General features: G+C 67.8%; 16 protein-coding genes. 11 read left to right on the top strand and 5 right to left on the bottom strand.

What is annotated here, in order from left to right; all coding sequences use genetic code 11:
• Positions 1-91: 91 nt before the first annotated feature.
• On the bottom strand, positions 92-1,351 hold the full coding sequence (locus AC5RVV_RS12695) for a M24 family metallopeptidase (RefSeq protein ID WP_494001743.1): 1,260 nt from the start codon (positions 1,349-1,351) through the stop codon (positions 92-94).
• A gap of 86 nt (positions 1,352-1,437) precedes the next feature.
• Positions 1,438-3,042 (bottom strand): purine-cytosine permease family protein, encoded by a 1,605-nt coding sequence (locus tag AC5RVV_RS12690; RefSeq protein WP_494001742.1) that lies wholly within the window; start codon positions 3,040-3,042, stop codon positions 1,438-1,440.
• A 165-nt stretch (positions 3,043-3,207) separates the two neighbouring features.
• Between AC5RVV_RS12690 and AC5RVV_RS12685 the strand changes: the two genes are divergently transcribed.
• A complete protein-coding gene (locus AC5RVV_RS12685; protein WP_494001741.1) occupies positions 3,208-4,716 on the top strand; it encodes a PucR family transcriptional regulator in 1,509 nt (502 codons plus the stop codon).
• A 28-nt stretch (positions 4,717-4,744) separates the two neighbouring features.
• Here AC5RVV_RS12685 and AC5RVV_RS12680 read toward each other — a convergent pair whose 3' ends face one another.
• Positions 4,745-5,413 (bottom strand): GntR family transcriptional regulator, encoded by a 669-nt coding sequence (locus AC5RVV_RS12680; RefSeq protein ID WP_494001740.1) that lies wholly within the window; start codon positions 5,411-5,413, stop codon positions 4,745-4,747.
• A 168-nt stretch (positions 5,414-5,581) separates the two neighbouring features.
• On the opposite strand from AC5RVV_RS12680, the gene glyA reads away from it, so the two are divergent.
• The 10 genes from glyA (at position 5,582) to AC5RVV_RS12630 (ending at position 18,227) form a co-directional block, all read left to right on the top strand.
• Positions 5,582-6,877: a serine hydroxymethyltransferase gene (gene glyA / locus AC5RVV_RS12675; RefSeq protein ID WP_494001739.1), complete on the top strand. Its 1,296-nt coding sequence runs from the start codon at positions 5,582-5,584 to the stop codon at positions 6,875-6,877.
• Positions 6,877-8,094, top strand: a complete 1,218-nt coding sequence (locus AC5RVV_RS12670) for a sarcosine oxidase subunit beta family protein (RefSeq protein ID WP_494001738.1) — start codon at positions 6,877-6,879, stop codon at positions 8,092-8,094. The genes glyA and AC5RVV_RS12670 overlap by 1 nt, the downstream gene beginning before the upstream one ends.
• Positions 8,095-8,108: 14 nt before the next feature.
• Positions 8,109-8,435, top strand: coding sequence for a sarcosine oxidase subunit delta (locus AC5RVV_RS12665; protein ID WP_494001737.1), 327 nt, complete (start codon positions 8,109-8,111; stop codon positions 8,433-8,435).
• Between the two features lie 14 nt (positions 8,436-8,449).
• The gene (locus tag AC5RVV_RS12660; protein ID WP_494001884.1) at positions 8,450-11,359 is read left to right on the top strand and encodes a sarcosine oxidase subunit alpha family protein; all 2,910 of its coding nucleotides are present in this window, start codon (positions 8,450-8,452) and stop codon (positions 11,357-11,359) included.
• A complete protein-coding gene (locus AC5RVV_RS12655) occupies positions 11,352-11,981 on the top strand; it encodes a sarcosine oxidase subunit gamma (protein ID WP_494001736.1) in 630 nt (209 codons plus the stop codon). The genes AC5RVV_RS12660 and AC5RVV_RS12655 overlap by 8 nt, the downstream gene beginning before the upstream one ends.
• A gap of 1 nt (position 11,982) precedes the next feature.
• Positions 11,983-13,458, top strand: coding sequence for an L-serine ammonia-lyase (locus tag AC5RVV_RS12650; protein WP_494001735.1), 1,476 nt, complete (start codon positions 11,983-11,985; stop codon positions 13,456-13,458).
• Between the two features lie 139 nt (positions 13,459-13,597).
• Positions 13,598-14,461, top strand: coding sequence for a formyltetrahydrofolate deformylase (purU, locus tag AC5RVV_RS12645; RefSeq protein ID WP_494001734.1), 864 nt, complete (start codon positions 13,598-13,600; stop codon positions 14,459-14,461).
• A gap of 149 nt (positions 14,462-14,610) precedes the next feature.
• Positions 14,611-15,255: a TetR/AcrR family transcriptional regulator gene (locus AC5RVV_RS12640; RefSeq protein ID WP_494001733.1), complete on the top strand. Its 645-nt coding sequence runs from the start codon at positions 14,611-14,613 to the stop codon at positions 15,253-15,255.
• Positions 15,252-16,919 (top strand): MDR family MFS transporter, encoded by a 1,668-nt coding sequence (locus tag AC5RVV_RS12635; protein ID WP_494001732.1) that lies wholly within the window; start codon positions 15,252-15,254, stop codon positions 16,917-16,919. Before AC5RVV_RS12640 ends, AC5RVV_RS12635 begins: the two co-directional genes overlap by 4 nt.
• Positions 16,920-16,967: 48 nt before the next feature.
• Complete coding sequence (locus AC5RVV_RS12630) at positions 16,968-18,227, top strand: LOG family protein (RefSeq protein WP_494001731.1); 1,260 nt, start codon at positions 16,968-16,970, stop codon at positions 18,225-18,227.
• Here the strand turns inward: AC5RVV_RS12630 and AC5RVV_RS12625 are convergent.
• A complete protein-coding gene (locus AC5RVV_RS12625; RefSeq protein ID WP_494001730.1) occupies positions 18,222-19,313 on the bottom strand; it encodes a matrixin family metalloprotease in 1,092 nt (363 codons plus the stop codon). The two genes, AC5RVV_RS12630 and AC5RVV_RS12625, sit on opposite strands and share 6 nt — an antisense overlap.
• Positions 19,314-19,441: 128 nt before the next feature.
• Entirely contained in the window at positions 19,442-20,545 is a 1,104-nt protein-coding gene (locus tag AC5RVV_RS12620; RefSeq protein WP_494001883.1) for a VIT1/CCC1 transporter family protein, read from the bottom strand.
• Positions 20,546-20,803: the final 258 nt, after the last annotated feature.

Raw genomic sequence — 20,803 nt, 5'->3', positions numbered from 1 at the left:
AACGATCGTTGTGCGGCCCATTGGCGATGGGCGGTGGATTGCAGATGGTGCTGCCGGGGCGGGACCGGACGGCCCCGCCCCGGCAGGTCTGTCAGGCCTGGATGATGTTGTTCTCGGGACCGAAACCGAACTTGGTGATGTTTTCCACGCTGTCTTCGCCGATGACGAGGATGTCGTGTTCGCGGTAGCCGCCGGCACCGGGTTCGCCGTCGGCGACGGTGATCATCGGCTCCATGGAAACGACCATGCCCGGTTCCAGGACGGTGTCGATGTCCTCGCGCAGTTCCAGGCCTGCCTCGCGTCCGTAGTAATGCGAGAGGACGCCGAACGAGTGGCCGTACCCGAACGTGCGGTTCGCCAGCAGCCCGTGGCCGATGTAGATCTCGTTCAGCTCGGCGGCGATGTCCTTGCAGACGGCGCCGGGCTTGATCAGTTCCAGCCCGCGGCGGTGCACCTCTACGTTGATGTTCCACAGCTCGAGCGAGCGTTCGTCCGGCTCGCCCAGGAACAGGGTCCGTTCCAGCGCGGTGTAGTAACCGGAGGTCATCGGGAAGCAGTTCAGGGACAGGATGTCCCCGCGCTGCAGCTTGCGGGTGGTGGCCCAGTTGTGCGCACCGTCGGTGTTGATGCCGGACTGGAACCAGACCCAGGTGTCACGGACTTCGCGGTGCGGGAAGGTGCGGGCAATCTCGTGGACCATGGCCTCGGTGCCGATCAGTGCCACTTCGTACTCGCTGATGCCTTCCCGGATGGCCGCCTTGATGGCCTCGCCGCCCAGGTCGCCGATCCGTGCACCGTGCTTGATGACCTCGATTTCCTCGGCCGACTTAATCATCCGCTGGCGCATCGCGTCCTGCGAGACGTCGAGCAGTTCGGCGCCGTCGAAGGCGGCCTGGATGCGCTGGCGGGTCATCAACGGCAGGGCATCGTCCTCGACACCGAGGCGGCGTGCGCTGACGCCGCGCTGGCGCAGGGCTTCCTGGAGGCCGAAGTAGAAGTTGTCTCGCTTCCAGTCCGTGTAGACGATGTTCTCGCCGTAGCTGGTGCGCCATGGCATTCCGGCGTCGATGTTGGCGGTGACCGTGACCGAGTCGTCTGCGGTGACGACCAGGGCGTAGTTGCGGCCAAACGTCGTGTACAGGAAGTCCGAGTAGTACTTGATGCCGTGGTAGCTGGTCAGGATGACCGCGTCGAGCTCCTTGGCGGCCATAATCTGCCGCAGCCCGGCCAGGCGGCGTTCGAATTCCGCATCGGAGAAGGTCAGCTGCTGCTTCTCACCGTTGTGCAGGACCTTCAGGCGCTCGAGCTCGGACACGCTGTTGGCGGAGGGGGAGGCGGGGGCGATGGTCATTGGATCTCCTTCATGGTGTTTCTGTGTGCGGGAAAGGTGGCTTTGAGGTTGGTGCGGCCACGCATGTTGATGCGTCGGTCCGCCGGCTAGGCCGTGGGTGCGGGGGTGCGGTCCTCCGGGGCATCCGGGGCCTCCGGTGCCAGCGCGGCAACGGAGCCTGCGGGATGGTCGGCCTCGACCAACGCTGTTTCGCAGTCGCCGTGGTCCTTCAGGAATTCCTCGTCGGAGCTGTCCTGCTTCAGGCCGAGCGGAATGCCGGCGGCAATCCGAGAGCGGAACCGGGAGTATCCGAGCAGGAAGTACACCGTGGCCGAGGTGATGGTCCCGCCCAGCCAGGAGAAATCGATGCCTCCGACAGCGGTCGCGATGGGTCCCTGGAGGACCGGAACCGAGCCGTACATGCACATCCAGGTCATGAAGATGCCGGCGAAGAAGGCGATGAAAGCCGCCGGGTTGAAGGCCTTGAGCTGGGTGTCGGACGGCGAGCGGAAGAGGTAGCTGAAGTTCTTATGGTGGCGCTCAAACACGAAGTAATGAACGGCCATGATCCCGCCCCAGGTCGCGACCCACGCTGCGATCGCGATGATCCAGTTGTGCAGCATGTGGGCAAAGTCAGTCGCGAACATGAAACCGATGACCGCCGCCATTGCGAGGCCACCGACGACGATGGACAGCTTCTTGCGGGAGATCTGGATGTCCAGGGCCTGTGTGGCGACGCCGAACGTGTACATGTTGATGATGTTGGTTGCGATGGGTCCGTGGATGACCAGCAGGATCACCGGAATGGCGAACGCTCCGTAGCTTTCCACGATCAGCTGGCCGGGATCGGCCGTGCCGTTCTTTGTCGCCAGGCTGGCGCCCAGGACGCCGAGCCAGACCACCGGGAGGAACTGCCCGAGGACGCTGACGACATAAAGCTTTGCGGGCCGGATCTTCTTGCTCACGAAGCGGGAGTAATCGGGAGCGTAGGTAAACCAGCCGATGCCCCAGCCGATGCCGATGGCGGTCATGATCGAGGACATGGCAGCGATCCGCGGCATGCCGGTGAGAACCTCGCCCACGGGTCCCTGGTAGCTCCAGTCGATGTCCAGCTGCGTCCAGGCCACGATCGACATGGCAATGAGGACCAGGACGGTGGGCGGCATGGTGATCCGCTCGAAGCGGGAAATGGCGCGGTAGCCGCGGTAGCAAATGGCCACCTGGATCGACATGATGACGGCAGCCGTGCCGATGCGCCACCCCAAGTTGGTGGCCGCAGGATCAACCCAGCCGATCATTCCGAACAGCGCCATGATCAGGTCCAGGATGACCCACGTGTTGACGGCGGACCATCCGATGGCGATCACGGCCTGGATGGCTGCGGGTAGGTAGGCGCCCCTGCGGCCGAACGCTCCGCGGGCCAGCAACATGCCGGTAGCTCCGGTGCGCTGCCCGAGGATTACGAAGAAGCCGAAGCCAAGCATGCCGATGACGTTGCCGGCAATGAGCACGGTGAGCGTATCGGCCAGGCTCAATCCGAGGTGGATGCCCAGGGCACCCAGGATCCAGTTGATCGGGGCGACGTTGGCGCCGGCCCAGATCCAGAACTGGCCGGACAGCTTGGTGGTACGGGCCGATTCGGGAACCGGCTGCAGGATGTCTTCTACGTGTTGGGTGGCCTGTTCGGATTTCGTGGCGGATCTCTGGCTCATGGCGGGTCTCCTGACGATTTGCAACGCGAGGCGGAGCAGGACTTCACCCAGACTAGGAGGTGATGCAGCTCACAGCGTATAGTCGGACCGTAACCACTTAGGTGCACGGAGGGTGACGGACTGTCCCCCCTACGCCGGTCGGGCTGCTCAGAGGCGGGATTATCCATGGTCGTGATGTTGTCGGATGTGCTTGGGCTTGAACTGATGCAGCGCGCCAGTCCGTTGGTCCGGGCCGGCAAAAGCCAGATTCCCGGCGGCAAGGTCAGATGGGTGCATTCGAGCGAAGTTTTGGAAATAGCGCCGCTGCTGCGCGGCCAGGAGCTGCTGCTGAGCGGCGGGGACGCCTTGTTGAACCTCCGGCCCGCCGCACAACACGAGTACATCCGCAGCCTGGCGGCCCGGCACGTGACGGCCTTGGCGATCCAGACCGCAGGCTCCGGCCGCTCCCTCTCGGCCGAGCTTGTGGAGGCAGCCGAAGAGGTGGGGCTGCCGCTGATCGAGCTGCGGCGCGTGGTCCCGTTCGTGGAGATTGCGGAAGAAGTCAATCGGAAAGTCGTGTCTGAACATGTCACGGCCCTGCAAACCGCCGATTCCATCTCGCAGCGCTTGGCGGAACACCTGGCTTCTTCCGGTCCGGCACTGAGCCCCCTGATCGAGATTGTCTCGCAGTCGCTGCGGATCGAGGCGGCGCTGCTGGACCCCAGCGGGACCGTCTTGGAGTTCGCCGGCGGCTTCCCGCCCGACCCCACCTCCGTGAATGTGGAATCGGACATTTTCGTTGGCAGCCTGGTGTCGGCGCGCCTGCGGCTGCAAAGCCGCCGGGATGTTGCCCCGGAGCTGCTGAAGACGGTGGGGGAGCGGATCGGCGGCATTCTGGCGCTCGCCGTGTCGCAGCAGCACAGGCCGACGGCGCAGCAGATTGCCCACACCGCCCTGATGCGGGCCGTTATCAGCGGCGCCGGCGCCTCCCAAATCCACGAGTTGTGCACCGCCGCGGGCCTCTCGACAGTGCAACCGGCCTTCGTCATGGTGTTTCGCCGGATTGGGCTGACCAGCGTGCGCGGAGTGGCCGAAAGGATCCTCAAAAACCGGTGTCCCGACGCCCGGACCTATCTGGACGGCGAGAGCCTGTGCGCCCTGGTCCAGCTCAGCATCAGCGGCACGCGCCAGGAGCGGCGGGAAATCCTGGCCGGATTGCGTGAGGACTTCCGCGGCCTGGCGGTGGCGGGTGCGATCGGGCCGACGGTTGCCACGCCGTTGCACGCCCACTCGTCCCTGGTCGAGGCCAGGCTGACCCAAGCGGTGGGGCCCCCGGACGACCTGGAAAGCAACATCCGCGACTGCGAGGACTTTGTCCTGGAGCGGCTGGCGGCCCGCGAGCTCTCCGGACCGGTCGCCGGACGAATCACCCAGGAACTGCTCGGCGAGCTGTTGGACTACGACCGGAAGCGGGGGACGCGGCTGCTGGACACCCTCGACGCCTGGCTCATGAGCGGCTGCAATTCCGCAGAGACTGCGCGGATCCTGTTCGTGGAACGCCAAACGCTGCATAAGCGGCTGCGCAAGATTTTCGATCTCATCGGCGAAGACCCCCGGGGCACGCCCAAGATGTCCGGGCTCAACCTGGCGGTCCGCCTGGCCAAGAACCCCTCGCCCGCCGAAATCGGCGGCTGAACGTTCCGCCAAAGACACCTTCCCCGCGCTACAACACCGCGCGGATGGCCTTTTCGAAGCCGGTGATGTGCTCGAGGGCCAGGCCGGCAGCGTGGTCCGCGTCGCCGTCGACAATTGAGTCCAGCAGTTCCACGTGCTCGGTGATGTGGCCGGCGACGGACGGCACCTTATCCAGCACGAGGCACCAGATGCGGGTGGCCAGGTTGTCCAGCCTGATCAGGGTGTCCTCGAGGTAGGGATTGCCCGCGGCGCGATAGATGGCGCGGTGCACGCTGAGGTCGTAACGCATCAGGTCGTGTTTGGCGGGCCGAGCGTCGTCGAGCTTTCCGATGTCCCGCGCCAGCTGCGACAGTTCTGCGCGCATGGCCTCCCCGGCCGACTCCGCTGCCTTGCGGGCCGCCAGGGGTTCCAGCACGCGGCGCAGTTCCGACACGGCGGCCAGCTCGGTGATGTCCACGATGGTCGCGAAGGTCCCGCGGCGCGGATAGGAGATGACCAGGTGATCGATCTCCAGTTTCTTCAGGGCCTCGCGCACCGGGGTGCGGCCGAAGCCGAGTTCCGCCGCCAGCTGCCCGTCATTGATGGGCGCGCCAGGGCGGATATCCAACATGATCAGCTTGTCCCGCAGCGCCCGGTAGGCCTGCTCGGCCAGCGACAGGTGCTCGGTCCCGGCATCGGTTTCCGCGGTGATGCTCATGATGCTCCTAATGGTCCGCTGACCTGGTCGGGGTCCTGCCGGCCGAAAACTGGATGCCGGAAGGAACCTCTTGACGGGGTGTGATCTCCCCCATACTATTGCAATCAGTTCTGATATATCAGTCACACATTAGTTGTGATTGATCACGTTCTTCGAAGGAGAAGTCGGATGGTGAACACGCTGACAACCGGATTGGCTGCGGCCGATCCCGAGGTGGCCGGTGCCATTGCGCGGGAGCTGGAACGCCAGCAGTCCACGCTGGAGATGATCGCGTCGGAAAACTTCGCCCCCACCGCGGTGATGGAGGCCCAAGGGTCGGTGCTGACGAACAAGTACGCCGAGGGCTACCCGGGCCGGCGCTACTACGGCGGCTGCGAGCACGTGGACGTGATTGAGCAGCTGGCCATCGACCGGGTCAAGGCACTGTTCGGCGCGGAAGCCGCCAACGTCCAGCCCCACTCGGGTGCCCAGGCCAACGCCGCGGCCATGTTCGCGCTGCTGACCCCGGGTGACACCATCCTGGGCCTGAACCTGGCACACGGCGGGCACCTGACCCACGGCATGAAGATCAACTTCTCCGGCAAGCTCTACAACGTCGTGCCCTACGGGGTCTCGGAGTCCGACCACCGGATCGACATGGCAGAGGTGGAGCGCCTCGCCGTCGAGCACAAGCCCAAGCTGATCGTGGCCGGCTGGTCCGCCTACACCCGCCAGCTGGACTTCGCGGAGTTCCGCCGCATCGCCGACAAGGTCGGCGCGTACCTGATGGTGGACATGGCGCACTTCGCCGGCCTGGTGGCCGCCGGACTGCACCCGAACCCGGTGCCGTACGCCGACGTCGTCACCACCACCACGCACAAGACGCTCGGCGGCCCGCGCGGCGGCGTGATCCTGTCCAGGCAGGAGCTGGCCAAAAAGATCAACTCCGCGGTGTTCCCCGGCCAGCAGGGCGGCCCGCTCGAACACGTGGTGGCCGCCAAGGCGGTGGCCTTCAAGTTTGCCGCCTCCGACGAGTTCGCGGACCGCCAGCAGCGGACCCTCGAGGGCGCGCGGCTGCTGGCCCAGCGGCTGCTGGCCGACGACGTGGCGGCCGCCGGCATCAGCCTGGTCAGCGGCGGCACGGACGTGCACCTGGTCCTGGTGGACCTGCGCAACTCGGAACTGGACGGCCAGCAGGCCGAGGACCGGCTGCACTCCATCGGCATCACCGTCAACCGCAACGCGGTCCCGTTCGATCCGCGCCCGCCGATGGTTTCCTCCGGCCTGCGGATCGGCACCCCTGCCTTGGCCACCCGCGGCTTTGGCGCCGCCGAATTCACCGAGGTGGCAGACATCATTGCCGCCGCCCTGACCCGTGCACCGGACGAGGAGCTGCTCACCGAGCTCCGCGGCCGCGTGGCCCTGCTGGCGGAGAAGTTCCCGCTCTACCCCAACCTGAACGCCGAGCCGAACGGAGCCGAATAATGGCCGATCTGCTGCCCGAGCACCCGGACTTCCTCTGGCGGAATCCGGAGCCGAAATCCTCATACGACGCCGTGATCGTCGGCGGCGGCGGCCACGGCCTGGCCACCGCCTACTACCTGGCCAAAAACCACGGCATGACCAACATCGCGGTGCTGGAACGCGGCTGGCTGGCCGGCGGCAACATGGCCCGCAACACCACGATCATCCGCTCCAACTACCTCTGGGACGAGAGCGCGGGAATCTACGAGCACTCGCTCAAACTCTGGGAGCAGCTGCCGGAGGAACTCGAATACGATTTCCTCTTCTCCCAGCGCGGCGTGATGAACCTGGCGCACACCCTGCAGGACGTGCGCGAGAGCATCCGCCGGGTGAACGCCAACCAGCTCAACGGCGTGGATGCCGAGTGGATCACCCCGGACCAGATCAAGGAACTGTGCCCCATCATCAACACCGGGGACGACATCCGCTACCCGGTCATGGGGGCCACCTACCAGCCCCGCGCCGGCATCGCCAAGCACGACCACGTGGCCTGGGCCTTCGCCCGCAAGTGCGACGAGATGGGCGTGGACATCATCCAGAACTGCGAGGTCACCGGATTCCTCAAGGACGGCGACCGTGTGGTCGGCGTCGACACCAGCCGCGGCCGGATCAACGCCGGCAAGGTCGGCCTGGCCGGCGCGGGACACAGCTCGGTGCTTGCCGAACTGGCCGGCTTCGAACTGCCCATCCAGTCGCACCCGCTGCAGGCGCTCGTCTCCGAGCTGCACGAGCCGGTCCACCCCACGGTGGTCATGTCCAACCACGTCCACGTCTACGTCTCCCAGGCACACAAGGGCGAACTGGTCATGGGCGCGGGCATCGACACCTACAACGGCTACGGCCAGCGCGGCGCCTTCCACGTCATCGAGGAACAGATGGCGGCCGCCGTAGAGCTCTTCCCGATCTTCGCCCGCGCCCACGTGCTGCGGACCTGGGGCGGCATTGTCGACACCACGATGGACGCCTCGCCCATCGTGTCCAAGACGCCGATCGACCAGCTCTACGTGAACTGCGGTTGGGGCACCGGCGGCTTCAAGGGCACGCCGGGCGCCGGCTACACCTTCGCCCACACCATCGCCACGGACGAACCGCACCCGCTGAACGCCCCGTTTGCCTTGGACCGGTTCGAGACCGGACACCTCATCGACGAACACGGCGCCGCCGCCGTGGCCCACTAGGAAGGAAGACCGAGATGCTTCTGATCGAATGCCCCTGGTGCGGGCCGCGCGACGAGACCGAATACCACTACGGCGGCCAGGCCCACGTCGCCTACCCGGCGGACCCGAACCAGCTGAGCGACGCCGAATGGGCGAAGTTCCTCTTCTACCGCGCCAATCCCAAGGGCCTGTTCGCCGAACGCTGGGTGCACAGCACCGGCTGCAGGCGCTGGTTCAACGCGGTGCGCGACACCGTCAGCTACGAATTCAAAGCCGTGTACAAGCCCGGCGAGAAACCACCGATCGAACTCGGCAGCCTCGCGGGTGCCAAGGCCCAGCCGGCCGAAGGAGGAGCGAAATGACCGCCACCGGCAACATCGCCAACCAGTCCCAGCGGCTTGCCGCCCCCGCCGCTGCCCGGATCGACCGAAACAAGCCGCTGAACTTCACGCTCGACGGCGACACCTACACCGGCTACGCCGGGGACACGCTGGCCTCCGCGCTGCTCGCGGCCGGGAAGGTCACGGTGGGCGACTCGCTCTATCTCGGCCGGCCGCGCGGCATCATGTCGGCCGGCGTGGAAGAGCCCAACGCACTGGTCAAGGTCAGTGCCCGCTACGCCGGGCACGTTGACGAGTCCATGCTGCCGGCGACGGCCCTGGAGCTGACGGACGGCATGGACGCCAGGCTGCTGAGCGGCCTGGGCCAGCTGGATCCGCGCACTGACGAGGCCGTCTACGACCGCAAGTACGTGCATACCGATGTGCTGGTGGTCGGCGCCGGCCCGGCCGGCCTGGCCGCGGCGCGAGAGGCAGCCAGGAGCGGTGCGCGCGTGATCCTGATGGACGAGCAGCTGGAGGCCGGCGGCTCCCTGCTGTCGGGCCGCGGCGAGACCATCGACGGCCTGCCCGCGCAGGAGTGGGTGGACCGGACCGCCGCCGAGTTGTCAGCTGCCGAAGAGCTCACCTACCTGGCCCGCACCACGGCATTCGGCAGCTACGACAGCAACTTCATCGTCGCCGTCCAGCGCCGCACCGACCATTTGGCCGGCGAGCTGGGAGCCGGCGTCTCCCGCGAGCGCATCTGGCACCTCCGCGCCAAGCAGGTGGTGCTCGCCACCGGTGCGCACGAACGTCCCATCGTCTTCGCGAACAACGACCGCCCCGGCATCATGCTGGCCTCCGCCGTCCGCAGCTACCTCAACCGGTACGCGGTGGCCGCCGGCAACCAAGTGGTCGTCGCCACCAACAACGACTCGGCGTACCAACTGGTCGCCGACTTGTCCGCGGCCGGCATCGCCGTCGCCGCCGTGGTGGAGGCGCGCACCGAGATCGGCGGCGCCGCGGCCGAGACGGTCCGCGCGGCCGGCACCCGCCTGATCACGGGCAGTGCCGTGGTGGACACCGAAGGCCGGAACGACGGCGGACGGATCAGCGCCGTCGTCGTCAGCGGTCTGGATGACGAGGGGCAGCTGACCGGGGAACCGGAGACCATCGAGACGGACCTGCTGGCCGTCTCCGGCGGCTGGAGCCCGGTGGTGCACCTGCACAGTCAGCGCGAACGCCGCCTGTCCTGGAACGACGAGCTGGCGGCCTTCGTGCCCGGCCACGCGGTCAAGGACCAGCAGACCGCCGGCGCCTGCAACGGAACCCTGGATCTGGCCGGCAGCCTGCGGGAAGGCGCCGCCGCCGGCGCTGAAGCGGCCACCCGTGCCGGCTTCGGCGTGGATCCGCAGGTCCCCGCGGCCGCCGCCGAAACGGTCTCCCCGATCCGGCCGCTGTGGCTGGTTCCCGCCCTCGACGGCGAGGCCGCCGGCTGGAAGAACCACTTCGTCGACTTCCAACGCGACCAGACGGTCGCCGACGTGCTGCGTTCGACCGGCGCCGGAATGCGCAGCGTGGAACATGTGAAGCGCTACACGTCGATCAGCACCGCCAACGACCAGGGCAAGACCTCCGGCGTCAACGCCATCGGCGTCATCGCCGCGGCACTGAACAACCCGGACGTCGGCAGCATCGGCACCACCGCCTACCGCGCCCCCTACACGCCGGTGGCATTCGCCGCACTGGCGGGCCGGCAGCGCGGGGAGCTCTTCGACCCGGCGCGGCTGACCTCGATCCACCCCTGGCACGTCGCCCACGGCGCGCTGTTCGAGGACGTCGGGCAGTGGAAGCGGCCCTGGTACTTCCCGCAGCCGGGCGAGGACATGGACGCCGCGGTGCTGCGCGAATGCGCCGCCGTCCGCGAATCCGTCGGCTTCATGGACGCGACCACCCTGGGCAAGATCGAGATCCGCGGCAAGGACGCCGGCGAATTCCTGAACCGGATGTACACCAACGCGTTCAAGAAACTGAAGCCCGGCCTGGGCCGCTACGGGCTGATGTGCACCCCGGACGGCATGATCTTCGACGACGGCGTGACGCTGCGCCTGGACGAGGACCGCTACTTCATGACGACCACCACCGGCGGTGCCGCCAAGGTGCTGGACTGGCTGGAGGAGTGGCTGCAGACGGAATGGCCGGAGCTGGACGTCGTGTGCAACTCGGTCACCGAGCAGTACACCACCGTCGCCGTCGTGGGGCCGAAGTCACGCGCGGTCATCGCCAAGCTGGCGCCCGAGCTGGACCTGGACAACGACGCCTTCCCCTTCATGGCGTTCCGGGAGACCACGCTGGCCTCCGGCATCCCGGCCCGCATTTGCCGGATCTCGTTCTCCGGCGAGCTGGCGTTCGAGATCAATGTGTCCTCCTGGTACGGCCTGAAGGTCTGGGAAGACGTGGCCGAAGCCGGCGCGGAGTTCAACATCACCCCGTACGGCACCGAGACCATGCACGTGCTGCGCGCCGAGAAGGGCTTCATCATCGTCGGCCAGGACACGGACGGCACGGTCACCCCGCAGGACGCCGGGATGGACTGGGTGGTCTCCAAGGCCAAGGACTTCGTGGGCAAGCGCTCCTACACCCGTGCCGACAACCTGCGCGAGGACCGCAAGCAGCTGGTCGGGGTCCTGCCGGCGGACAAGTCGTTCCGCCTCCCCGAGGGCGCGCAGCTGGTCAACCAGGGCACCCGCATCGCGCCGGCCGAGGCCCCGGTGCCGATGGAGGGGCATGTGACCTCCAGCTACCACAGCGCCGCGCTGGGCCGCAGCTTCGGCCTGGCCCTGATCAAAAACGGCCGCAACCGCATCGGCGAGACGCTGCAGGCACCCGTCAACGGGCAGCTGGTGGACGTCGTCATCGCAGAACCCGTACTCTACGACCCCGAAGGGAGCCGTCGTGATGGCTGAACAGGTCTTGACCAACATCGAAGCACTGCGCCGCAGCCCGCTGGCGCACCTGACCGAGGCAATCAGCCAGGGCGCCGTGGCCGGCGAACGCGGCGTAAGCCTGCGTGAAATCCCGTTCCTGAACATGGTCGCCCTGCGGGCCGAGCCCGGATCGGCCGGCGCCAAGGCGCTGGAGGCCGCCGCCGGGCTGCCGTTGCCGGCCGGCCACGGCCAGGTTTCCGGAAGCGCGAACTCGACGGCCATCCTGTGGCTGGGGCCGGACGAGTTCCTGCTGGTCGGGCCCGAAGGCACGGACGCCACGGCGGACCTGACCGCCGCGCTCGGCGGTGAGCCGGGCGCCGTCGTCGACCTGTCCGCGAACCGCACCACGCTGGAACTTTCCGGACCCTCGGCCCGGCTGGTGCTGGAGAAGGGCTGCCACGCGGACCTGCACCCGCGGGCGTTCGGTCCGGGCACGGCGATCACCACCCAGCTGGGCCCGGTGCCGGTGCTGCTGTGGCAGACCGCGGACCACGACGGCGGCCAGGTCTACCGGATCATGCCGCGGGCCTCGTTCGCGGACTACACCGCCCGCTGGCTGCTGGACGCCATGACGGAGTTCGCCGCGCCCGAGGTGGACTGAGATGGCACTGAGCGCGCTGGACCTGTTTTCGATCGGCATCGGGCCGTCGTCGTCTCACACGGTGGGCCCCATGCGGGCCGCCCGGCAGTTTGCCGCGTCGCTGGCCGGCGACGGGCTGCTGGAGTCGGTGGCCCGGGTGAAGTCGGAGCTGTTCGGCTCGCTCGGTGCCACCGGGGCCGGCCACGGGTCGGACAAGGCCGTGATCCTGGGCCTGCAGGGCGAGGACCCGGAGACCGTTGATCCGGATGCCGCAGACGCGCAGGTGCAGGAGGCGGCGGCCGCGCGGAAGCTGAGCCTCGCCGGCACGCACCCGGTGGAGTTCGACCTGGCGTCGGACGTGGTGCTGCACCGCCGCCGCTCGTTGCCGGCGCACCCGAACGGGATGACCTTCACCGCGTACGACGCCGGTGGCTCACCGCTGCGCGCATCCTCCTATTACTCGGTGGGCGGCGGGTTCGTGGTGACGGCCGAGGAGGCTGAACGTGCGGCGGAAGAGGCTGCGCGCGACGCCGGCGCAGGGGAGCGCGACGGCGGCGCCACCGCGCGCGACGCCGGTGCGGCGAGCTCTGCCGGGGACGGGGAACGGCTCCCGTACCCGTTCTCCAGTGCCGCGGAACTGCTCGCCCGCTGCCGCGAGGCCGGAACGTCGATAGCCGGCGTGATGCTGGCCAACGAACTCACCTGGCGCAGCGAAGCCGAACTGCGGGCGGACCTCCTGCGGATCTGGGCGGTGATGCAGGAGTGTGTGGAAAACGGCTGCACCCGCACCGAGGAGACCCTGCCCGGGTCGCTGCTGGTCCGCCGGCGTGCCCCGGGGCTGCGGCGCAGGCTGCGTGCCGCCGAGGAGGCACGGGCAGCGGACGGCACGCCCAACGCCGACCCGCTGTGGGCGATGGAATGGGTCAACCTGTACGCGCTGGCGGTCAACGAGGAAAACGCCTCCGGCGGGCGGATCGTCACGGCCCCCACCAACGGGGCGGCCGGGATCCTGCCCGCCGTGCTGCACTACTACACCAGGTTCGTGCCCGGCGCGGACGACGACGCGGTGGTGGATTTTCTGCTCACAGCGGCAGCCATCGGCATCCTGTTCAAGACCAACGCCTCGATTTCCGGGGCCGAGGTCGGCTGCCAGGGCGAAGTCGGGTCAGCTTGCTCGATGGCGGCCGGTGCACTGTGCGCGGTGCTCAGCGGGACACCGGAGCAGGTGGAAAACGCCGCCGAGGTCGGAATCGAGCACAATTTGGGCCTGACCTGTGATCCGGTGGGCGGCCTGGTGCAGATTCCCTGCATCGAACGCAACGCCATTGCCAGCGTCAAGGCGATCAACGCCGCCCGGCTGGCATTGGCCGGCGACGGCGACCACCGGGTGTCCCTGGACATGGCCATCAAGACCATGCGGGAGACCGGCGCGGACATGATGTCCAAGTACAAGGAGACGTCGCGCGGCGGCCTGGCCGTCAACGTCGTCGAATGCTGAACAGCCAGCGCTGAACAGCCAGCGCTGAACAGCCAGCGCTGAACAGCCAGCGCTGAACAGCCAGCGCTGAACCGTAAGTCGCACGGCAGTCCCGACGAGACCGCCGCGCGAAAAGCCAGACCGAAACGGGGTAGCAACCATGCCGATCCACCACGAGCACATCCTGACCCTCGACTGCCCGGAGCGGCTCGGGATCGTCCACGCGGTCTCGGGTTTCCTGGTCGAGCACCGCCAGAGCATCCAGGAGCTCAAGCAGTTCGACGACCGGCGGGCCGGGCATTTCTTCATGCGCACCGACTTCGCCGGGGAGAACGGCGGAACCAACTCCACGGAGCGGCTGCGCGAGGCGTTTGCGCCGTTGGCCGAGCAGTACGGCATGGCGTGGCAGCTGGAGCCCAAGGGCCGCAGGCGGCGGGTGCTGGTCATGGTGTCGAAGTTCGGGCACTGCCTGAACGACCTGCTCTTCCGCTCCCGGATGGGGGAGCTGCCGGTGGAGATTGTCGCCGTCGTGTCCAACCATCTGGACCACAAGGGGCTGGTGGAATGGCATGAGGTCCCGTATTACCACGTGCCGGTCACGCCGGACACGAAACCGGCCGCCGAGGCCGAGCTGCTGCAACTGATCGATGCCCACAACGTGGAGCTGGTAGTGCTGGCCCGCTACATGCAGGTCCTCAGCGACCACCTGAGCCGCGAGCTGACCGGGCGCACCATCAACATCCATCACTCCTTCCTGCCCAGCTTCAAGGGGGCCAAGCCCTATCACCAGGCCTACGAAAAAGGAGTGAAAACCGTGGGGGCCACCGCGCACTACGTCAACGCCGAACTCGACGAAGGCCCGATCATCGCCCAGCAGACGGTGGAAGTCGACCACACCTTCGGGCCGGAGGACCTGGTCGCCGCCGGCCGCGACACCGAGTGCAAGGCCCTGACCAACGCGGTCAAGTGGCACTGCGAGGGCCGGGTCATCCTGCACGGCAACCGCACCGTGGTGCTGCGGTAGGAGCGCGCGGTTGGTTGGTTTCTTACCGCTGAGCTGCCACGGATGCCACCGATCCTCTCCTTCGTTTGCCGGTGTGACGTTGCTCAAATTCTTGCAGGAATGAATGTTTGCACTTGTGCAAAGAGCGGGAGCGCTGGCACACTGGTTCGGTGAGTCAACTAAATTCCCTGCGTGAGCGCAAGCGGGCCGAGTGCTGGGCCGCCCTGCATGACGCCGCGGCGGAAGCGGCTCTGGAAGACGGAATCGAGGCCGTCACCGTGGATGCGGTGGCGGTCTCCGCCGGAGTTTCCCCGCGCACCTTCTTCAACTACTTCACGTGCAAAGAAGACGCGGTGCTGGGCCTCCGCGAGCCGGTGCTTGACGATGCCATGCTGGCCGAATTCGACGTCCACGCCAATCTGCTGGACGAAGTCGGCAAGTTGATGCTGGCGGTCACCCGCTCCATCCACGGCGGAGACGATGCCACCCGCCACCTGATCCTGCGCAAGCACCCGCACCTGCTGCACCGCCGCGTCCAGTACATCGTCAAGGTGGAGCAATTGGTCACCACCGCAGTCTCCGAACTGCTCGCCGGCTCCGACCGGCTCGCGGACGCTGAACGAATCCTGGCCGCCCATCCCGTCGGCGGGCAGTACACCGCCGAAGACGCCGCCCGCATGCTGGTCATGACGGCAGGCGCAGCAATCCGCTTTGCCATGCAAAAAACCATGTCCCAACCCACCCTGGAATCGCAGACCGAGGCCCTGGAACACAGCCTGGCCTTGCTGCGCGCAGTTCTGAAGGAATCCGAATGAACAACGAAAGCCGACAGGCGCTACAGCGCCCACCGGCATCCGCGACGTCCCGGCCGGAGCACCATGGCCACAGCCATGGCAACCTGCTGCTGGTATTCGTTGCGCTGATGATGGCCATGTTGCTGGCCGCCCTGAACCAGACCATCCTGGCCACCGCACTGCCCACCATCGTGGGCGAGCTCAACGGCGCCAACCTGATGCTCTGGGTGATCACCGCCTACATCCTGGCCGCCACGGTCATGATGCCCATCTACGGCAAGCTGGGCGACCAGATCGGCCGCAAATACCTGCTGGTCGCGGCGATCATTATGTTCCTGATCGGCTCGGTCATCGGCGCCCTGGCGCCGGACATGGGCTGGCTCATTGCTTCCCGTGTGGTGCAGGGGCTGGGCGGCGGCGGACTGATGATCCTGTCGCAGGCCATCATTGCCGATGTGGTTCCCGCCCGCGAACGCGGCAAGTACATGGGCGCCATGGGCGGAGTCTTTGCGTTCTCCTCCGTGGTCGGACCGCTGCTGGGCGGCTGGTTCACCGAGGGACCGGGCTGGCGCTGGGCCTTCTGGTTCAACCTTCCCGTGGGCGTCTTGGCCTTGATTGGCGCGCTGTTCTTCCTGAAGTCCCGTCCCGTCAAGGTGCGGCCGAAGCTCGACCTCTGGGGCATGCTGCTGATGGCGGCCGCGACCACCGGCCTGGTCCTGGTGAGCAGCTGGGGCGGCAGCACCTTCGCCTGGTCCGACCCGGTGCTCATCGCCCTCATTGCAGGCACCGTGCTGGCCGCCGTCGGGTTCGTGCTGGTGGAGCGCAAGACCGCCGAACCCATCATTCCCATGTCCATGTTCCGTGACCGCAACTTCATTATGACCACCATCGCGGGACTGCTGATCTCCGTGGCCATGTTCGGGGCCCTCGGCTACATGCCCACCTACTTCCAGATGGCTGCCGGCGTGTCGGCGACGGCGGCCGGGATGCTGATGATTCCCATGATGGCCGCGCTGCTCGCGTCGTCCATGACCTCCGGAATCCTGGTCTCAAGGACCGGCCGTTACAAGTGGATGCCGGTGGCCGGTTCGGCGGTGATGGCTGTGGCCCTGCTGCTGATGTACTTCGTGCGCGCGGACACGCCCGTCTGGGTGCTCTGCGTTTATCTGGGCCTGCTGGGCCTTGGCCTGGGCCTGAACATGCAGATCCTGGTGCTGATCGTGCAGAACTCCTTCCCGCTGCGGCAGGTGGGCACGGCGACGGCGGCCAACAACTTCTTCCGCCAGATCGGCGCCACGCTCGGCTCGGCCGTCGTGGGAAGCCTGTTCGCCCACCGCCTGGTCAACCTCCTCAATGACCGCCTGCCGGCAGCCGCCGTCGCGGCCACCGGAGGCGGGAACTCGCTGACGCCGGACATGGTCGCCGGCCTGCCCGCACCGGTACACGACGTTATTGTCGAGTCCTACAACGAAGCCCTGATGCCGCTGTTCCTGTTCATGGTGCCGATGGCCATTGCCGCCACCGTGCTGTGCATGTTCGTGGTGGAAAAGCCGTTGGCCACCTCGCTGGAGCCGGACGTCCTGGCCGAGGCGGCCTCGGAGGGGAATCTCGCGATCACCTCCGCGACCGAGGGCAACCCGCCGGCGAACACGGACCTGCGCCAAACCGAAGCCAGCAACAGGTAGCGCCCGGACCACCGCGGGCAGCTTCGAGTCGACGGTTATGCTGGCTGCATGGGAGCGTCAGCGGCACTGCACAAGGAACCGCGCGTCGTCGAGATTGAGTCGCTCGAGCACTTCGACCGGCTCGTCGCCCAGGCTCCTCGAGCCGGGGCAGCGGGCGACGGCGGACGCCATGCGAGGCCATCCGGCGAACCACAGCCAGGCGGGGGACCGGCCGGCCTGAGGCCAGACCGCGGGCCGCGACCCGACCGGCATTCGGCGACGGACGGGGGACCGCCGTCGATGAACGGCTGGCACTTCCAATCGGTGGATCTCAGCGGCCGCACGGAGGCCCTGCTCAGCATGGACCCGGCCGGCTCGGTGTTCCTTGGGTGCACGTTCGAGGCCGCCACCGAGGACTGGCTTCACCGCAACGGCGCGCTGATCTTCCCCACGCTGCCCGGCGTCCCGTTCGACCCGTACCGCGGCCAGGTTTACACCGCCGCCGAGCTCTACAGCGGGCTGGACACCGGACCCTACGAAGGGACGCTGGACGCGCAGGTCTACGCCTGGTCGTCGCGGTCCGCCACCCGCCATGACCTGGACTCCACGCTCGCGGCGAGCCTGCACGACCATGCCATCGGCGATGCCATGGAGGCGCTGTTCTCCACCGTGTTCGCCGGCCGGAGGATGGTGGGGGTGATGGGCGGGCACGCTGCCGAGCGGGGCAGCACCATTTACGACGGCGCCGCCCGGCTGGGCAGGCTGCTCGCCAGGGAGGGGTATGCCGTGGCGACCGGCGGCGGCCCGGGCGCGATGGAGGCCGCCAACCTGGGAGCGCGACTCTCCGCGTCCGGCGATGACGAGTTTGCCGACGCGCTGGACCGGCTGGCCGGGGTCCCCGGCTTCCGGCCGTCCGTCACCGACTGGGCCCGCGCGGCGGCCGACGTGCTCGCCAAAGCCGGGCCCGGCGTCGCGAATCTGGGCATCCCCACCTGGCACTACGGGCACGAACCGCCGAACCTGTTTGCCACCCACATCGCCAAGTACTTCGGCAACGCCCTGCGCGAGGCCGTGCTGCTGCAGCGCTGCGACGGCGGAATCGTGTTCCTGCCCGGCGCCGGCGGCACGGTGCAGGAAATCTTCCAGGACGCCTGCGAAAACTACTACGCCACCCCGGAAGCGCTCGCGCCGATGGTGCTGGTCGGGCGCAAGTACTGGACCGAGGAAATGCCTGCTTGGCCGTTGCTGCAGGCGCTGGCGCGCGGGCGGTCCATGGAGAAATCCGTGCACCTCGTGGACACCGTGGAGCAGGCCCTCGAGGTTCTATAGCTCGGGCACGCACTCGCCCTGGCCCAGCAACGCCAGGCCGGTGAGGTCGCCGTCGGCAAAGGTGAGGATGTCGTGCGAGGCCTGCGCGTACATCAGCTGGCTGGGATCCTCAACGTGGTCCAGGCCGATCAGGTGGCCCAGCTCGTGCATGATGATCGCCCGGGCGGCGCCTTTGCCATCGGGGGCACCCAGCAGTTGGCGGAACTGCGGGGTGTCCAGTTCGATCTGACCCGATACGTAAGCGGAAACCCCGCCCCGCGATGCCCAGCCGCTGCCGCCCAAGCCGATGGTCGGACCGGCCAAGGAGGGGCTCTGCTCCGGGTCCGACCAGGCGATCAGCACCGGCGCCCAGCGCTCGCCGTAGCGTTCTGGCTGGTAGGACCGGCGCCGCTCGGCGGGCCGTTCGGTCGTGGTTCCTTCGTCAATGAACTGCAGGCCGGTGGCATCCGAGACGTGGTCCACCGCCTCATGGACCAGCTCGATGTTGCCCGCGGGGGAGTCGGCAGTGCGGACCACATACCGGATCGGGCGGCACGGGTCGTAGGCGAGGTAGTCCTGCTTGGACGGCGAGGGCAGGAATCGGTAGGAACTGCTCTCCTCATTGAGGGGTGCGGGCACTCCCAGCGGTTCGTCCGCGGCGTCGACTCCCGACGGCGGAAAGCCGCCATGGCCCGGACCCTTGACAGTGGAGCCGGCATCGAACGGTACCCCATTCAGGGCGGCGGCCCCGCCGGGTTGCACAGCCGGGGCGGGCCCCGGTTGGGCCATCCAGATGAAGGCCCACGCCGCCAGTGACGCAGCGGCGGCCAGCAGGATGAATTTGCCGAACGGTGACGGGCCCCGGTGGTCCGGTTCTCTCCGGGCGGCCGGGGCCTGCGGGACCCGTGTCAGTGTGGGCATCTGCACGGGAGCGCGCGCCGGCCGCGCTGTCGGGTTGATCCAGACCTGCCCCTGGTCGGGCTGCGGCTTCCGGGGCTCGGCGGCGTCGGTGGCGACCCGCTGGGGGTCCTGCCCCGTCCCGGCTTCCGGCACAGGCCGGGCCCCGCCCGGCGCATGGCCCGGGCCCTCGGTCGGCGGCCAATTCATGGTCCCCCTCGGCATGGCGGACGGCGGTGCATCGTTGCCCCGCTTGCCTCAGGGTAACCAAGCCGTGAGACAAACGGTAGGGGTCTGTCCGGTGGCCCGCGGGTGAACAGGACGGGCGGCCGGCGGGGTCAGAGCGCTGTGGTGCCGAACAAGGAACCCAGCAGGTAGGTGGCCAGCGCCGCACCGAAGCCGATCGCCAGCTGCCGCAGGGCCCGCTTGAGCGGCGAGGCCCCGGACAGCAGCCCCACGATTCCGCCGGTGACAAGCAGTGCCACGCCGACCAGCACGAGCGCGACTACCACGGCCGCGGTACCCTGCATGCCGAAGATGTAGGGCAGGATCGGAATCAGCGCCCCGCTCGAGAAGAACAGGAAACTGGACAGGGCGGCATTCCAGCCGGTGCCGATCTCCTGATAATCGTTAATGTACGTTTCCGGCGGCTGCAGGGAGAGGCTCGGATCGCAGTCGCAGTCCAGGTAGCCCATCCGTTCGGCGGCACGGTGTTCGGCTGCTTCTTGGGTCATGCCCCGCGCACGGTACACGAGCACGAGTTCATTCGCGTTCAGGTCCAGGTCCGGCGCTGCCTGCAGGGTGATTTGGGTGGGGCGGGTGGCGGAGAGCAACTCGCGCTGGGAGCGCACGGACACGTACTCACCGGCGCCCATGGACAGTGCGCCGGCGAGGAGGCCGGCGAAGCCGCTGAACAGGATGAATCCACTGGAGACCCCGGTGGCACCGATGCCCATGATCAGGGCAAGGTTCGAGACCAGTCCGTCGTTCGCGCCGAAGACCGCCGCACGGAAGTTGCCGGAGAGCCGGGCTCGGCCGCGGGTGGCCAGGCCGCGGATGACCTCTTCGTGAATCAGTTCATCGGCGGCCATGGCCTCGGTCGCCGCAGGCTCACTGCCGTAGGGGGAGCGGCTCTCGGCCCGTTGCGCCAGGGCCAGCACGAACACCGAGCCAAAGCTGCGGGCCAGGAACCGCAGCACCGTCCGGCGCAACGAGGGCCGCAGCCTTTGTCCGGCATGCTTGCCCAGCAGATCGCGCCAGTGTTTTTCGTGCCGGCCCTCGGCGTCGGCCAGGGCCAGCAGGATCTCGCGTTCCTCGCCCTCGCGGCGCCTTGCCAGATCGCGGTAGATGGCGGCTTCGGCGCGTTCGTCGGCAAGATAGCGGCGCCACAGCCGGATGTCGGATTTCGACGGCGATGCCTTGCCGTCGGGGTGGGCGTCCATAGGGTCGGGGCCGGCTGGATCGGGGCTCGTTGTCACGCTGCTCCTGAGTCGGACCGGAGACGGTTCGATGATCTCCGGTCAGTTAACCATCAACTGACCGAAGGTCTCGCTCGCCCGGGCGCAGCGGAACAGGCGGTACCTGCCCTGCGCTCAGGTGGACTGCCGGGCCGCTAACGCTGGCCAGTGTGTCGACAGGCCTCCACGCCCAGTGCGCGTGAACCGCGCGGCGGTGGAGCTACTCCCCTTCGCAACCTCCAT

The organism is Arthrobacter sp. MDT2-34-1 (genome assembly GCF_059091365.1).
This window is presented reverse-complemented; position numbering and strand designations above follow the sequence as displayed.

What these genes read in the sequence shown, in the direction of transcription:
- purU (WP_494001734.1), top strand. Translation starts at nt 13,598, where the DNA reads ATGCCGATCCACCACGAGCACATCCTGACCCTCGACTGCCCGGAGCGG.
- AC5RVV_RS12630 (WP_494001731.1), top strand. Translation starts at nt 16,968, where the DNA reads ATGGGAGCGTCAGCGGCACTGCACAAGGAACCGCGCGTCGTCGAGATT.
- AC5RVV_RS12690 (WP_494001742.1), bottom strand. Translation starts at nt 3,042, where the DNA reads ATGAGCCAGAGATCCGCCACGAAATCCGAACAGGCCACCCAACACGTA.
- AC5RVV_RS12655 (WP_494001736.1), top strand. Translation starts at nt 11,352, where the DNA reads ATGGCTGAACAGGTCTTGACCAACATCGAAGCACTGCGCCGCAGCCCG.
- AC5RVV_RS12670 (WP_494001738.1), top strand. Translation starts at nt 6,877, where the DNA reads ATGGCCGATCTGCTGCCCGAGCACCCGGACTTCCTCTGGCGGAATCCG.
- AC5RVV_RS12650 (WP_494001735.1), top strand. Translation starts at nt 11,983, where the DNA reads ATGGCACTGAGCGCGCTGGACCTGTTTTCGATCGGCATCGGGCCGTCG.
- AC5RVV_RS12695 (WP_494001743.1), bottom strand. Translation starts at nt 1,351, where the DNA reads ATGACCATCGCCCCCGCCTCCCCCTCCGCCAACAGCGTGTCCGAGCTC.
- AC5RVV_RS12635 (WP_494001732.1), top strand. Translation starts at nt 15,252, where the DNA reads ATGAACAACGAAAGCCGACAGGCGCTACAGCGCCCACCGGCATCCGCG.
- AC5RVV_RS12625 (WP_494001730.1), bottom strand. Translation starts at nt 19,313, where the DNA reads ATGAATTGGCCGCCGACCGAGGGCCCGGGCCATGCGCCGGGCGGGGCC.
- glyA (WP_494001739.1), top strand. Translation starts at nt 5,582, where the DNA reads ATGGTGAACACGCTGACAACCGGATTGGCTGCGGCCGATCCCGAGGTG.
- AC5RVV_RS12665 (WP_494001737.1), top strand. Translation starts at nt 8,109, where the DNA reads ATGCTTCTGATCGAATGCCCCTGGTGCGGGCCGCGCGACGAGACCGAA.
- AC5RVV_RS12620 (WP_494001883.1), bottom strand. Translation starts at nt 20,545, where the DNA reads ATGGACGCCCACCCCGACGGCAAGGCATCGCCGTCGAAATCCGACATC.
- AC5RVV_RS12685 (WP_494001741.1), top strand. Translation starts at nt 3,208, where the DNA reads ATGGTCGTGATGTTGTCGGATGTGCTTGGGCTTGAACTGATGCAGCGC.
- AC5RVV_RS12680 (WP_494001740.1), bottom strand. Translation starts at nt 5,413, where the DNA reads ATGAGCATCACCGCGGAAACCGATGCCGGGACCGAGCACCTGTCGCTG.